This is a genomic window from Pseudomonas sp. A-RE-22 (genome assembly GCF_019956035.1).
GTDB lineage: Bacteria > Pseudomonadota > Gammaproteobacteria > Pseudomonadales > Pseudomonadaceae > Aquipseudomonas > Aquipseudomonas brassicacearum.
In genome coordinates this window covers 124,220-137,944 of record NZ_JAHBCZ010000077.1, presented here as the reverse complement: position 1 = coordinate 137,944, position 13,725 = coordinate 124,220, and the positions used below count along the sequence as shown (strand labels likewise).

The following is a 13,725-nucleotide window of genomic DNA, read 5'->3' as shown; positions in this document are numbered from 1 at the left end:
TGCACAGCTCAGTCTCCCAAGGCTTTTTCCAGACACAAACAAGGAGGTCACCCATGCCCTTTTCAATCATTGACGGACAACCGCTTCACTACCTGGACCAAGGCCAGGGCCCGGTGGTGCTGCTGGGCAGCAGCTATCTGTGGGACCACACCATGTGGGCGCCGCAGATCGAGGTGTTGTCCCAACATTACCGGGTCATCGCCCTGGACTTGTGGGGGCACGGCCAGTCCGGGCGTTTGCCTGAGGGCATGACCTCCCTGGACGACCTGGCTCGTCAGGCATTGGCATTGATGGATCATCTGGGCATCGACTGTTTCAACCTGCTCGGGCTCTCGGTGGGCGGGATGTGGGGGGCACGGCTGGCGCTGGCGGCGCCTGAGCGCGTGCTGTCGCTGGTATTGATGGACACCTACGTCGGTGTCGAGCCGGAACCGACCCGCCAGTACTACTTCTCGTTGTTCGACAAGATCGAAGCCAGCGGCAGCGTTCCCGAGCCGTTGCTGGACATCATCGTGCCAATCTTCTTCCGGCCGGGGATCGACCCGCAGTCGGCGCTCTATCAGCAGTTTCGCGCCGCGCTGGCCGCGTTGCCGACCGATCGCCTGCGCGACAGTATCGTGCCGCTGGGGCGGATCATTTTCGGTCGGGACGACATCCTGCCGCGCCTGCATGAACTGGATGCCAAGCGCACGGTGGTGATGTGTGGCGACCAGGACAAACCGCGTCCGCCGTCCGAGTCCATGGAGATGGCCGAGTTGATCGGTTGCCCACATATACTGATTCCGGAGGCGGGGCACATCTCCAACCTGGAGAACCCTGAATTCGTGAATCGGACATTGCTGGGGTTATTGCGCAACTGATCCGCCGTCATCGCGAACAGGGATTTTGTGACCGATGCAAAGCCCCTGTGGGAGCGAGCTTGCTCGCGATTGCGGTGTGTCTGTCATATCAATGCTGACTGATCTGCCGCTATCGCGAGCAAGCTCGCTCCCACAAGGGGTCTGCAGTGGAGGCCAGTCACTTGGGCCCGAGAATCTTCGCCAGTTTGTCCGGCGACGGCGCGCCTTGCTGTTGTTGCAGTTCGCCTTTTTCATCCAGATAGAAAATTGCCGGGGTGGCGGACAGTTCCAGTTCGTCCATCAACTGCTGGTTGGCGTCCAGTTTCGCCTGGATGGCCGGCGGTATGTCCTTGAGCGGTTTGAGCGGGCTGCCCTTGCCGGCCTTTTCATGCTCGGCCAGGGCTTTTTCCGGGTCCTTGGCCGCCAGCAAGGCAGCGGATTTACCCGGGCTGTCTTCGCGGATGATGCCCACCATGATGTGACGCAACTGCACCTTGCCGGCCTTGACCCAGGGCCGTGCCTGTTCCCAGAACATGTTGCAGTACGGGCAGTTCGGATCGCTGAACAGGTACACCGTGCGCGGTGCGTCCTTGTTGCCGTCGGCGATCCAGTTGCTGCCCTCCATCTTCGCCCAGATGGCCTTGGCCATCGGTGCATAAACCAGTTTTTGCAGTGGCTCGGCGCTCAGGTCCTTGCCGTCGGCGTCGTACAGGTTGCCCAGCAGGACGTATTGCCCATCCGGGGTCAGGTACAGCGCCATGCCACGGTTCTGGTATTGCGCCGCGTAACCGCGCAAGCCGTCCGGCGCGTCGAAGGTGCCAACGATTTTTGCGCCCTTGGCTTCGATCTTCTTGATGGCTGCGGGCAATTCTTCGGCCTGGAGCAGCGGGGCCTGCGACAGTGCGGCGGCAACGGCCAGGGTCAGCAGGTGGCGGAGGCGGGGCATGGCGTTTTCCTTGTGGCGGAGTGGGGCGTCGTGGACGAGTCCGGCGTTTCGAAGTTTTCCAGGGCGCGAGCCAGGCTCGCTTCCGACAATTCCCCCAGGTGGCTGCCCAGCAGGCGGCCATCGGCGCTGTAGAACAGGGTCGTCGGCAGGGCCATGGAGCCGACAGCCTGGCCGAGACGACCGCTGCCATCGAACAACACGTTGTCCAGGCTCAGGCCTTGGGTGGCGAGGTAGGTGCTGACGCTTTGCATGCTTTCGGCCTGATTGACGAACAGGAAGGTCAGGTCTGGACGTTGTTGCTGGGCTTCTTCGAGCACCGGCATTTCACGCCGGCAGGGCGGGCACCAGGTGGCCCATAGATTGATCACCAGGGGGCCGCCCTGGTAATCGGTGAGTTTCACGGTCGCGCCGTCGGCGGTGCGCAGGGTTATGTCCGGCAGCCGGGTGCCTTGTTCATAAATCGTCAATGACAGGGTCGCCACCAGCCAGAACAGCAAGCCGCTGCCGACGCCAAAGCCCAATGGCCGGCGCAGGGGCGGACGGCGCCGGGCCCACAACAAGGCGCCAATCAGCAGCGCCACGATGCCCGGCCAGGCCAGGAAGCCACCGTCGCGCAGGTCGACGATCTGCCACGGGTCGTCCCGGTAATGTTGCCAATAGGCGACGACGAAGCCGATCCGTGCGGCCAGCAGGCCCAGTAGAAACAGCACGAACAGCACCGACTCGGGGTTTTCGCCACCGCGCTTGGCCACTCGCCAGCCCACGAAGGTCGCCAGCGCCAGGGCGCTGATGAGCAACAGGTGGTTGAGGGCGATGGCAAAGGTGCCCAAGGTAAACGTCAGCATCAGCGCGCGTCCCGGGTGAGGTTCCAGCGCTCCAGGAACGCCTTGGCGTCGACTTCCCCGGTGATCCGCTGGCTGCGGCGCTCTTCACCGTCGGCGCCGATCCACAGCAGGCTCGGCGGCCCCGGCACTTGGTAACGGCCCAGCAGTTCGCGGCTGGCAGGGCTGTCGGCGGTGACGTCCAGGCGCAGCAGGCGCACACCGCTCAGGGCGTCGAGCACTTCGCTGCGGCCGAAGACCTGTTTTTCCATGATCTTGCAGGACACGCACCAATCGGCGTAGTAGTCCAGCAGCACCCACTGGCCCTGGGCCTTGGCGGCATCCAGTTCCCGTTGCAGGGTGGCGGGTTCGTTGACCGTGACGAACGCATCGTGGGCACTGACGGTCGCGCGGCCTTCGGTGCCGGCGTAGACCTTCAGGGGTTGGAAGAAGTCATCGCCGCCGCCTGCTGCGCCAATCACCAGCAGGCTGCCCCACAGGCCGAACAGCAACGAGGCGCTGCCGCAGACATAGGCGATGCGGCCGAACCCTTCGGTCTGGCGCCAGGCGCTGTAGGCGGCAATCAACATCAGCACGCCCCACAGGCCGACCCACAACGAACCGTCGATGATCGGACGAATCATCAGCAGCGCGGTGCCCAGGAACAGGAAGCCGAACACGCCCTTGAGCAGGTCCATCCAGGCACCGGGCTTGGGCAGGAAGCGGTTGCCCACGGTCACCAACAGCAACAGTGGCAGGCCCATGCCGATGCCCATGGTGAACAGGATCAGCCCGCCGTGCAGCGCATTGCCGCTCTGGGCGATATACAACAGCGCGCCAGCCAGCGGCGCGGTCATGCACGGGCCCACCAACAGGCCGGACAGCGCCCCGAGAATACCGGCGCCTACCAGGCTGCCACCGCGCTGCTGGCGCCCGGCGTTTTCCAGGCGGTCACGCAGGGCGGCCGGCAATTGCAATTCGAAGAAGCCGAACATCGGCAGTGCCAGCAACACGAACACGGCCGCAAAGCTGCCCAGCAGCCACGGTTGTTGCAGCAGCGCCTGAAGGTTGGCCCCCAGCAGCGCGGCGAGCACGCCCATGGCGGCGTACACCAGGGCCATGCTGATCACGTAGCTGCCGGCCAAGGCCAGGCCGCGTCTCGGCCCGGCACCGCTGCCCACCACCAGCCCGGCCAAAATCGGCAGCATCGGCAGCGAACAGGGGGTGAACGCCAGCAGCAGGCCCAGGCCGAAGAACACCAGCAGGCTCCAGCCCAAGGCCCGTTGTTGCAGGCCGCTGGCCAGGGCCTGGTCCGGCGCCTCGCCGCTGGCCGCCACCGGTGCGCTGCCCCCCAGGTCGACCACTTGGGTCTGGGGTGGATAGCACAGGCCGGCGTCGGCGCAGCCTTGGAAGCCGACCTTGATCTTGCCCGTGGCACCGGCCGGAATCTTCAGCTCCAGCGCCTGGCGATAGACCTGCTGGTCGCCGAAAAATTCGTCGCTGTGGGCTTCACCCTCCGGCAGCTTGGGTTTCTGCGCCTCGGCCAGGCCATCGAACTTGAGGCGCTGCTGATACAGGTAGTACCCATCGGCGATCTGCCAGAACAGCTGGGTTTCACCGGAGTCCAGGCGTTCGGAGGTAAACACGAACGCCTTTTCCACCGGCAGGAAATCGGGTTTGGTCTCGAAGGGATTGGCGGCCTGGGCCAGGCCCGAGATCAGGAACAGCCACAGCAAAAACAATCGACGCATGGATAAAGCCTTAGAACGAAGCAAGTGGAAAACACAATGGCGGCTGGCGATTAACCGTCGATTAACCCGACGACGGCCGGCAGGCGCCAATGATCGCCCATGTTGGCCGTACTCGTCGCATAATGTCGGCTTAATCGGCCGGCGGCCTAATGTACCTTTTTCCACGGGGCTTACCATGCGCGTACTGGTCTGCGAAGACGATGAGTTGATTGCCAGCGGGATCGTTGCCGGCCTTACGGCGCAGGGCCTGACCGTCGAGCACGTCGCCACTGCATCGGCGGCGCGGGCGATGGTCGGCGTGGCGGAATTCGATGTCATGGTGCTGGACTTGGGATTGCCCGACGAGGACGGTCTCAAACTGCTCAGGCAGTTGCGTCAGCAGGGGCTGGAGACGCCGGTGCTGATCCTCACCGCCCGGGACTCGGTGACCGACCGGGTCGACGGCTTGCAGGCCGGCGCCGATGACTACCTGCTCAAACCCTTCGACCTGCGCGAACTTGCGGCGCGCCTGCACACGTTGCTGCGGCGCGTGGCGGGGCGCAGCGTCAACCTGATCGAACACGGTCGCCTGACCTATGACCCCAGCAGTCGGGAAACCACCCTGGACGGCCAACCGGTGGATCTGTCCCGGCGCGAGCAATCGCTGTTGCAGGCACTGTTGCACAGTCGCGGCAGGGTGCTGTCCACTGAACAGCTCAAGGACAGCGTCTACGGGTTCAACGACGAACTGGAAAGCAACGCCCTCAACGTCCATATCCATCACCTGCGGCGCAAGTTGGGTAACGGGATTGTCGAGACCGTGCGTGGCCTGGGCTATCGCCTGGGGCCGGCCGAAGGTGGAGAGTCTTCCAAGTGATGAGCCTGCGACTGCGCCTGAGCCTGACCCTCGGCGCGGCCTTTGCCCTGATCTGGGCCCTGGCCGCGGCGTGGATGCTCAGTGACCTGCGCAACCAGATGATGTTTTCCCTCGACCAGCGCCTGGTGGCTTCGGCGCGGATGGTCGCCGGGTTGCTGGAACAGATGCCACCGTTGCCCAGCAAGGGCGACGGCACGCATTTGAGCTCCGAGCAATTGAGCATTCCAGGCGGCATGGCCTGTCAGGTCAGTTCCTTGCGCGGCGAGATTCTGGCCCGCAGCCACGGCACCCCGGAGCAAACCCTGGAAGCCGAGAAAATGGGCTTCCACGACCAGATGATCGACGGCGCGCCCTGGCGCAGCTTCACCCTGGCCCGGGGCGATTTGCGCATCACCACCGCCGACCGCCAGATCGAACGCGAAGCCCTGAACATGTCGATACTGTTGGCCGCCTCGGTGCCGGTGGGCGTGGCGCTGCTCGGTTGCCTGTGCCTGTTGTGGCTCGGCATTGGCCAGGGCCTGGCACCGCTCAATCGCATTCGCGATGCGCTGATGCGGCGTAGCGCCGATTCCCTGGAGCCCTTGCAGATCCATCCACTGCCCAGCGAATTGCGACCGCTGCTGGAGACCCAGAACCAGTTGTTCCAGCGCATCGGCAAGACCATCGAGCGTGAGCGCCGGCTGACCGGCGACGCCGCCCACGAGCTGCGCAGCCCGCTGACCGCGATCAAGACGCACCTGCAAGTGGCGCGCATGACCGAAGGCGCCGCCCGCGACCAGTCCCTGGCCCGGGCCGAGGAGGGCGCCGACCGCATGCACCGCACACTCGAACAGTTGCTGTTGCTCGCGCGGGTCGAAGGCAGCCTGTCGTTCGACGATGGCGTGCAATGCAACGCCGAGCAGGTCGCCCGACTGGCGATCCAGGATGCCGCCAGCAGTGATTCGCGGCGGATCAGGCTGCACGTATCCCCAGGGTTGTCCGATGCACCGGTGCAGATGCCGGCGGTGCTCTCCATCGCCGCCTTGCGCAACCTGCTGGATAACGCCCTGCGCCATACCCCGGACGATACCGATGTGGAGCTGAGCCTGGAGATGGTCGGCCAGCGCGTGCGCTTCCAGGTCCGCGACCACGGCCCCGGCATCGCCGCCGACGACATCCAGCACCTGACCCAGCGCTTCTGGCGCAATGGCCATAGCACCGGCTGCGGACTGGGGCTGGCGATCGTCCAGGCCATCGTCCAGCGTTGCGGCTGCGGCCTGCATTTCGACACGCGCCCGGATGGGTTGCGGGTCGAGTTGACGGTGCCGGTGCAGGTGTTACCGGCCTGATTCACTCCAACAATGGCCTGTGCAACGGCTTTGCTCCCACAGGCTTCATGAACAAGCCACTGATCGCGTCGACCCGCAAAGTTCTGCCCGAGAGTAAATCCCTGCGTTGCTGATGCGTTTCCACAACAGGAAACCTGCATGTGCGCTCCGACCGGAGATGCACCTGTGCGGTGTGTCGTTGGGTCATTACTTCAGTGTATTGCGGGGTCGAGGGATGTCAGTCGCCAACAGTCTTATCGAAGCACAGCCGGCCCGGGTCAGCCCTGCGCCGGTCGAGACGCTCTACCAGTTCAATGAGTCGCCGCTGCTGGCCCGCCAGAATCGGCAGGAGTCCAACGCCCGCAGCTACCCAAGGCGGATTCCCCTGGCCCTCAAGCGTGCCAAGGGGCTGTATGTCGAGGACGTCGAGGGTCGCACCTTCATCGACTGCCTGGCCGGCGCCGGCACCTTGGCGCTGGGGCATAACCATCCGGTGGTGATCGAAGCGATCCAGCAGGTGCTGGCCGATGAGCTGCCCTTGCATACCCTGGACCTGACCACGCCGGTCAAGGATCGTTTTGTCCAGGACCTGTTCGGCTTGTTGCCGGCAGAGCTGGCCGCCGAGGCGAAGATCCAGTTCTGCGGCCCCACCGGTACCGACGCGGTGGAAGCCGCCCTCAAGCTGGTACGCACCGCCACCGGCCGCAGCACCGTGCTGTCGTTCCAGGGCGGTTATCACGGCATGAGCCAAGGGGCGTTGAGCCTGATGGGCAGCCTGGGGCCGAAGAAACCCTTGGGCGCCTTGCTCAGCAGCGGCGTGCAGTTCATGCCCTATCCCTACGATTACCGCTGCCCGTTCGGACTGGGTGGTGTCGAAGGCGTGAAGGCCAATCTGCATTACCTGGAAAACCTGCTGAATGACCCCGAGGCCGGCGTGCAATTGCCGGCAGCCGTCATCGTCGAAGTGGTGCAGGGCGAGGGCGGGATGATTCCCGCCGACCTGGACTGGCTACGCGGTTTGCGGCGGATCACCGAGCAGGCGGGGGTGGCGTTGATCGTCGACGAAATCCAGAGCGGCTTTGGCCGTACCGGCAAGATGTTTGCATTCGAGCACGCCGGGATCATCCCGGACGTGGTCGTGCTGTCCAAGGCCATCGGTGGCAGCCTGCCCCTGGCGGTGGTGGTTTATCGCGATTGGCTCGACACCTGGTTGCCGGGCGCTCACGCCGGGACCTTCCGTGGCAATCAGATGGCCATGGCCGCCGGTTCCGCAGTGATGCGCTATCTGCAGGAGCACGACCTGCCGGCCCACGCCGCGGCCATGGGTGAACGCTTGAGCGAGCACCTGCGCATCCTGCAGCGAGACTTCCCGCAACTGGGCGATATCCGCGGTCGCGGGTTGATGCTCGGCGTCGAACTGGTGGATCCGGCGGGTAAGCCTGACGCCCTGGGCCATCCGCCGGTACATGCACGGCTGGCGCCACAGCTGCAACGTGAATGCCTCAAGCGCGGGCTGATCCTGGAGCTGGGTGGCCGGCAAGGCGGCGTGGTGCGGTTCCTGCCACCGCTGATCATCACAAAGGCGGAAATCGACCGGGTTGCCGAGATTTTCGGGCGAGCCCTGCAGGCGGCGGTCGTCGAGGCCTAATTTTCACCCCGGCCCGTACGTTCCTTTCATATCCTGGCTGCGCATGCGCCGCCGCGAACCTCGAGCAAAGATGGAGAGACACCCATGACTTCAGTATTCGACCGCGAGGACATCGTCTTTCAGGTCGTGGTCAACCACGAAGAACAGTATTCGATCTGGCCAGACTACAAGGCCGTCCCCGAAGGTTGGCGCACCGTCGGCAAAAGCGGGTTCAAGAAGGAATGCCTGGCCTACATAGAAGAAGTCTGGACCGACATGCGCCCGCTGAGCCTGCGCAAGAAGATGGAAGAACAGGCGGCTGTGGCTCATTGATACAACGGTTGTAAGAACGCCTCAACCCTTGTGGGAGCGAGCAGGCTCGCCCCCACAAGGGTTTTGTGTTGTTGCGGGGTTACTTGAACCGCCGCTCCACCCCTTTCTCCACCAGGATCTTCGCCGAAATCTCTTCCACGGAAAAATGCGTGGAATTGATGTGCGGAATATTCTCCCGCCGGAACAGGTTTTCCACCTCGCGCACTTCGAACTCGCACTGGGCATAGCTCGAATAGCGGCTGTTGGGCTTGCGCTCGTTGCGGATCGCGGTAAGGCGGTCCGGGTCGATGGTCAGGCCGAACAGCTTGTGCTGGTGTGCGCGCAGGGCGCTGGGCAGTTGCAGGCGCTCCATGTCGTCTTCGGTCAGCGGATAGTTGGCCGCACGGATGCCGAACTGCATCGCCATGTACAGACACGTCGGCGTCTTACCGCAGCGCGACACCCCCACCAGGATCAGGTCGGCCTTGTCGTAATAATGCGTGCGGGCCCCGTCGTCGTTGTCCAGCGCGAAGTTGACCGCCTCGATCCGCTCCATGTAGTTGGAGTTGTGGCCAATGGAGTGGGACTTGCCGACCGAGTAGGAGGAATGCTCGCTCAGTTCCTGCTCAAGGGGCGCCAGGAACGTGGAAAAAATGTCGATCATGAAACCATTGGACGTTGCGAGAATCTCACGGATGTCCTGATTGACGATGGTATCGAAGATAATCGGGCGGAAACCGTCGGTTTCGGCGGCTTTATTGATTTGCTGTACCATGGCCCGCGCCTTGTCGACGTTGTCGATGTACGGCCGTATGAACTTGGCGAAGGTAATGTTTTCGAACTGTGCCAACAGGCTTTGGCCTAGCGTTTCGGCCGTAATGCCGGTGCCGTCGGAGATAAAGAAAGCAGATCGTTTCATTTGCGCCTTGGGCCTTAAGCTAGTGAGCTAGTGACGATTCTTGGATATGATAGGCGCGATTTGCTGGCCGCCAGTGGTCCGCATTCTCACTTATTTTCCAGGTCCAGGCCATATCGCCGGTCATCGCTCCCCTGGAGCCACCGGTGCCTTGAGCTTTTCCAACACAGTTAGTGGAGAGATCACCTTGGTAGAGTACGTAGTTTCCCTCGATAAGCTCGGCGTCCATGATGTGGAGCATGTGGGGGGCAAGAACGCATCCCTGGGCGAGATGATCAGCAACCTCGCCGGTGCCGGCGTATCGGTGCCAGGTGGCTTCGCCACGACCGCCCAGGCTTATCGTGATTTCCTGGAACTGAGCGGCCTGAACAAGCAGATCCACGATGCGCTCGATGCCCTGGACGTCGATGACGTCAATGCCCTGGCCAAGACTGGTGCCCAGATCCGTCAATGGATCATGGACGCCGAGTTCCCCGAGAAACTGAACGCCGAGATCCGCACCGCTTTCGCCAAGCTGTCCGAAGGCAATCCCGATATCGCCGTCGCCGTGCGTTCCTCGGCCACCGCCGAAGACCTGCCGGACGCCTCCTTCGCCGGCCAGCAGGAAACTTTCCTGAACATCCGTGGCGTGGAAAACGTCATCCGCGCCGCCAAGGAAGTCTTCGCCTCCCTTTTCAACGACCGTGCCATTTCCTACCGCGTGCACCAGGGCTTCGACCACAAGCTGGTTGCCCTGTCCGCCGGTGTGCAGCGCATGGTCCGCTCCGAAACCGGCACCGCCGGCGTGATGTTCACCCTCGACACCGAGTCGGGCTTCCGTGACGTGGTGTTCATCACCGGCGCCTACGGCCTGGGTGAAACCGTCGTGCAGGGCGCGGTGAACCCGGATGAGTTCTACGTCCACAAAGGCACGCTGCAAGCCGGTCGCCCGGCCATCCTGCGCCGCAACCTGGGCAGCAAGGCCATCAAGATGATCTACGGCGACGAAGCCAAGGCCGGTCGTTCGGTGAAGACCGTCGACGTGGACAAGGCCGAGCGCGCGCGTTTCTGCCTGAGTGACGCCGAAGTCAGCGAACTGGCCAAGCAGGCGATGATCATCGAACAGCACTACAAGTGCCCGATGGACATCGAATGGGCCAAGGACGGTGACGACGGCAAGCTGTACATCGTGCAAGCCCGCCCGGAAACCGTGAAGAGCCGCACCCAGGCCAACGTCATGGAGCGCTACCTGCTCAAGGAAACCGGCACCGTGCTGGTGGAAGGCCGCGCCATCGGCCAGCGCATCGGCGCCGGCAAGGTGCGGATCATCAAGGACGTCTCGGAGATGGACAAGGTCCAGGCCGGTGACGTACTGGTCTCCGACATGACCGACCCGGACTGGGAACCGGTGATGAAGCGCGCCAGCGCCATCGTCACCAACCGCGGCGGGCGTACCTGCCACGCGGCGATCATCGCCCGTGAACTGGGGATCCCAGCAGTGGTCGGTTGCGGCAACGCCACCGAACTGCTCAAGGATGGCCAGGGTGTGACCGTGTCCTGCGCCGAAGGCGATACCGGCTACATCTTCGAAGGCGAACTGGGCTTCGACATCAAGAAGAACTCCGTGGACGCCATGCCGGACCTGCCGTTCAAGATCATGATGAACGTCGGCAACCCGGACCGCGCCTTCGACTTCGCGCAGCTGCCGAACGCTGGCGTGGGCCTGGCCCGCCTGGAGTTCATCATCAATCGCATGATCGGCGTGCACCCCAAGGCGCTGCTGAACTACGACGGCCTGCCGCAGGAAATCAAGGACAGCGTCGACAAGCGTATTGCCGGTTACAACGATCCGGTCGGTTTCTACGTCGAGAAGCTGGTGGAAGGCATCAGCACCCTGGCCGCAGCGTTCTGGCCGAAAAAGGTCATCGTGCGCCTGTCGGACTTCAAGTCCAACGAATACGCCAACCTGATCGGCGGCAAGCTTTACGAGCCGGAAGAAGAAAACCCGATGCTGGGCTTCCGTGGCGCTTCGCGCTACATCAGCGAAGCGTTCCGTGACTGCTTCGAACTCGAGTGCCGCGCCCTCAAGCGCGTGCGCAACGAGATGGGCCTGACCAACGTCGAGATCATGGTGCCGTTCGTCCGGACCCTGGGCGAAGCGAGCCAGGTCGTCGACCTGCTGGCGGAAAACGGCCTGGCCCGTGGCGAAAACGGCCTGCGCGTGATCATGATGTGCGAGCTGCCGTCCAACGCGATCCTGGCTGAAGAATTCCTCGAGTTCTTCGACGGCTTCTCCATCGGTTCCAACGACCTGACCCAGCTGACCCTGGGCCTGGACCGCGACTCCGGGATCATCGCGCACCTGTTCGACGAGCGGAATCCGGCGGTCAAGAAGCTGCTGGCCAACGCCATCGCCGCCTGCAACAAGGCTGGCAAGTACATCGGCATCTGCGGCCAGGGCCCTTCGGACCACCCGGACCTGGCCAAGTGGCTGATGGAGCAGGGCATCGAAAGCGTTTCGTTGAACCCGGACTCCGTGTTGGAAACCTGGTTCTTCCTGGCTGAGGGTCAGGCGGCGGTCTGATCGAGTGAAGGGGCCTCACCGGTAATGTAAGCCGGGTAACCTTTGTGGGAGCGAGCTTGCTCGCGATAGCGGAGTGTCAGCCAAGATTGTTTTGCTGATCCACCGCCATCGCGAGCAAGCTCGCTCCCACAGTCGTCTTTTTTTTGTGCAAGAAGATCATGCAAAGCAGCAGCAACCTCTTTCCTGTCGCCCTGATCAGCGCCGAGCGGCGCGGTGATCTGAGCGAAGATGTCTATCGCTTGAAACCCGGCAACAGCCCGGACGCCAGCGTCGAACTGGCCGTCACCCGGCTGGGCATGGCCGACGCCTGCGAAACCCGTGGGGTCCCGGTGATCCTGTTGCACGGCAGTTTTTCCAATCGGCGTTTCTGGTATTCCCCCAAGGGCCTGGGCCTGGGCGCGTACCTGGCACGCCTGGGGTTCGATGTCTGGATTCCCGAGATGCGCGGCCATGGGTTGTCCCAGCGCAACCAGGGCTATCGCAACAATCGCGTGGCCGACTACGCCCGCTACGACTTGCCGGCCATTGGCGCCTTCGTGCGTGAGCAGAGTGGGCAAGTGCCCCACTGGATCGGTCACTCCCTGGGTGGCATCACCCTGGCGGCCGCCTTGGGCGGCCATTACCTGGGCGAGCCGGCGGTGGCTTCGGCGGCGTTCTTTGGTACCCAGGTCAGCCGTACCTACTGGCCGTTGAAGATTCCGCCAGTGGAGTGGAGCGGTCGCTTCATCCTCAAGCGTTTTGCTCAATTGTCCGGTTCAAGGCTCAAGCGCGGCCCCGAGGACGAGCCCATCGGCCTGGCCCTGGAAAGCATGCGCTGGTACGGCCTGTTCGGACGTTTCGGCGATGCCGAGAAGAACTGGTGGGCCGGGTTGGCCGATGTCCAGTTGCCGGTGTTGGCGGTGAGTGCCACAGGCGATCACCAGGACCCGACCTGGGCGTGCCGCAAGCTCTTCGATCAGATTGGTTCCGAGCACAAGCAGTTTGTCTGCCTGGGCCGGGGACAGGGTTTCACCGAAGACTTCGGTCACGTCGAGATGCTGGTCAGCAAGGCTGCGCATCTTGAAGTCTGGCCGCTGGTGGCGCGTTGGCTCAAGGATCAGCAGGCCCCTTTGCTGGCCGAACAGCCCCAGTTGGCCGAGGCGGTTTGAGGCGAAGGCTCTGACAAGGGCATTTCGCTCTGGTCGGCTTGCGGCTAAGATATGACGCTTCAAGCGGTTCCAGTCACAAACGGTTGCTCATTCAGTCCGACGTTCCAGCCTTTCAGGAGTTGTTCGATGAACCATTACCTCACGCCCGACCTGTGCGACGCCTACCCGGAACTGGTACAGGTGTTGGAGCCGATGTTCAGCAATTTCGGCGGCCGCGATTCCTTCGGCGGCGAAATCGTGACCATCAAGTGCTTCGAGGACAACTCGCGGGTCAAGGAGCAGGTTGAACTCAAGGGCAACGGCAAGGTGCTGGTGGTCGATGGCGGCGGTTCCCTGCGTCGGGCGCTGCTGGGGGACATGCTGGCGGAAAAAGCCGCGAAAAACGGCTGGGAAGGGCTGGTGGTCTACGGTTGCATCCGCGACGTCGACATCATCGCCCAGACGGACCTCGGGGTTCAGGCCCTGGCCAGTCACCCGATGAAGACCGACCGGCGTGGCGTCGGCGAGCTCAATGTGCCGGTGACCTTTGCCGGCGTGACGTTTCGCCCGGGCGAGTATGTCTATGCGGACAATAACGGCGTAATCGTCTCGCCAAGCCCGCTGAAAATGCCTGAATGAAGCAGTACAGCCATAAGGGAT

General features: G+C 63.2%; 12 protein-coding genes. 8 read left to right on the top strand and 4 right to left on the bottom strand.

Annotation, left to right across the window (positions count from 1 at the left end; genetic code table 11):
• Window positions 1–53: 53 nt before the first annotated feature.
• Window positions 54–860 (top strand): alpha/beta fold hydrolase, encoded by an 807-nt coding sequence (locus KGA89_RS27970; protein WP_003199496.1) that lies wholly within the window; start codon window positions 54–56, stop codon window positions 858–860.
• Between the two features lie 157 nt (window positions 861–1,017).
• On the opposite strand, the gene dsbG is transcribed toward KGA89_RS27970, so the two are convergent.
• The 3 genes from dsbG to dsbD are packed head-to-tail and all read right to left on the bottom strand — an operon-like array spanning window position 1,018 to window position 4,357.
• The gene (gene dsbG, locus KGA89_RS27965; RefSeq protein ID WP_223473063.1) at window positions 1,018–1,785 is read right to left on the bottom strand and encodes a thiol:disulfide interchange protein DsbG; all 768 of its coding nucleotides are present in this window, start codon (window positions 1,783–1,785) and stop codon (window positions 1,018–1,020) included.
• Window positions 1,761–2,630, bottom strand: a complete 870-nt coding sequence (locus tag KGA89_RS27960) for a TlpA disulfide reductase family protein (protein WP_003199499.1) — start codon at window positions 2,628–2,630, stop codon at window positions 1,761–1,763. The genes dsbG and KGA89_RS27960 overlap by 25 nt, the downstream gene beginning before the upstream one ends.
• The gene (gene dsbD, locus KGA89_RS27955; RefSeq protein WP_003199501.1) at window positions 2,630–4,357 is read right to left on the bottom strand and encodes a protein-disulfide reductase DsbD; all 1,728 of its coding nucleotides are present in this window, start codon (window positions 4,355–4,357) and stop codon (window positions 2,630–2,632) included. Before dsbD ends, KGA89_RS27960 begins: the two co-directional genes overlap by 1 nt.
• Window positions 4,358–4,532: 175 nt before the next feature.
• Between dsbD and KGA89_RS27950 the strand changes: the two genes are divergently transcribed.
• The 4 genes from KGA89_RS27950 to KGA89_RS27935 all read left to right on the top strand — a co-directional run bounded on the left by KGA89_RS27950 (window position 4,533) and on the right by KGA89_RS27935 (window position 8,480).
• The gene (locus KGA89_RS27950; protein ID WP_013692602.1) at window positions 4,533–5,213 is read left to right on the top strand and encodes a response regulator; all 681 of its coding nucleotides are present in this window, start codon (window positions 4,533–4,535) and stop codon (window positions 5,211–5,213) included.
• Complete coding sequence (locus KGA89_RS27945; RefSeq protein WP_223473062.1) at window positions 5,210–6,541, top strand: ATP-binding protein; 1,332 nt, start codon at window positions 5,210–5,212, stop codon at window positions 6,539–6,541. The genes KGA89_RS27950 and KGA89_RS27945 overlap by 4 nt, the downstream gene beginning before the upstream one ends.
• 214 nt (window positions 6,542–6,755) lie before the next feature.
• On the top strand, window positions 6,756–8,168 hold the full coding sequence (locus KGA89_RS27940) for an aspartate aminotransferase family protein (protein ID WP_223473061.1): 1,413 nt from the start codon (window positions 6,756–6,758) through the stop codon (window positions 8,166–8,168).
• An 84-nt stretch (window positions 8,169–8,252) separates the two neighbouring features.
• Window positions 8,253–8,480, top strand: a complete 228-nt coding sequence (locus tag KGA89_RS27935) for an MbtH family protein (protein WP_028237696.1) — start codon at window positions 8,253–8,255, stop codon at window positions 8,478–8,480.
• A 79-nt stretch (window positions 8,481–8,559) separates the two neighbouring features.
• Here KGA89_RS27935 and KGA89_RS27930 read toward each other — a convergent pair whose 3' ends face one another.
• Window positions 8,560–9,378, bottom strand: coding sequence for a pyruvate, water dikinase regulatory protein (locus KGA89_RS27930; RefSeq protein ID WP_014337326.1), 819 nt, complete (start codon window positions 9,376–9,378; stop codon window positions 8,560–8,562).
• Between the two features lie 184 nt (window positions 9,379–9,562).
• On the opposite strand from KGA89_RS27930, the gene ppsA reads away from it, so the two are divergent.
• The 3 genes from ppsA to rraA all read left to right on the top strand — a co-directional run bounded on the left by ppsA (window position 9,563) and on the right by rraA (window position 13,704).
• Window positions 9,563–11,938, top strand: coding sequence for a phosphoenolpyruvate synthase (gene ppsA, locus KGA89_RS27925; RefSeq protein ID WP_223473060.1), 2,376 nt, complete (start codon window positions 9,563–9,565; stop codon window positions 11,936–11,938).
• A gap of 158 nt (window positions 11,939–12,096) precedes the next feature.
• Window positions 12,097–13,086: an alpha/beta fold hydrolase gene (locus tag KGA89_RS27920; RefSeq protein WP_003199516.1), complete on the top strand. Its 990-nt coding sequence runs from the start codon at window positions 12,097–12,099 to the stop codon at window positions 13,084–13,086.
• A 126-nt stretch (window positions 13,087–13,212) separates the two neighbouring features.
• The gene (rraA, locus tag KGA89_RS27915; RefSeq protein WP_003199517.1) at window positions 13,213–13,704 is read left to right on the top strand and encodes a ribonuclease E activity regulator RraA; all 492 of its coding nucleotides are present in this window, start codon (window positions 13,213–13,215) and stop codon (window positions 13,702–13,704) included.
• Window positions 13,705–13,725 lie beyond the last annotated feature (21 nt).

What these genes read in the sequence shown, in the direction of transcription:
- KGA89_RS27950 (WP_013692602.1), top strand. Translation starts at nt 4,533, where the DNA reads ATGCGCGTACTGGTCTGCGAAGACGATGAGTTGATTGCCAGCGGGATC.
- rraA (WP_003199517.1), top strand. Translation starts at nt 13,213, where the DNA reads ATGAACCATTACCTCACGCCCGACCTGTGCGACGCCTACCCGGAACTG.
- KGA89_RS27930 (WP_014337326.1), bottom strand. Translation starts at nt 9,378, where the DNA reads ATGAAACGATCTGCTTTCTTTATCTCCGACGGCACCGGCATTACGGCC.
- dsbG (WP_223473063.1), bottom strand. Translation starts at nt 1,785, where the DNA reads ATGCCCCGCCTCCGCCACCTGCTGACCCTGGCCGTTGCCGCCGCACTG.
- KGA89_RS27970 (WP_003199496.1), top strand. Translation starts at nt 54, where the DNA reads ATGCCCTTTTCAATCATTGACGGACAACCGCTTCACTACCTGGACCAA.
- dsbD (WP_003199501.1), bottom strand. Translation starts at nt 4,357, where the DNA reads ATGCGTCGATTGTTTTTGCTGTGGCTGTTCCTGATCTCGGGCCTGGCC.
- KGA89_RS27960 (WP_003199499.1), bottom strand. Translation starts at nt 2,630, where the DNA reads ATGCTGACGTTTACCTTGGGCACCTTTGCCATCGCCCTCAACCACCTG.
- KGA89_RS27920 (WP_003199516.1), top strand. Translation starts at nt 12,097, where the DNA reads ATGCAAAGCAGCAGCAACCTCTTTCCTGTCGCCCTGATCAGCGCCGAG.
- KGA89_RS27935 (WP_028237696.1), top strand. Translation starts at nt 8,253, where the DNA reads ATGACTTCAGTATTCGACCGCGAGGACATCGTCTTTCAGGTCGTGGTC.
- KGA89_RS27940 (WP_223473061.1), top strand. Translation starts at nt 6,756, where the DNA reads ATGTCAGTCGCCAACAGTCTTATCGAAGCACAGCCGGCCCGGGTCAGC.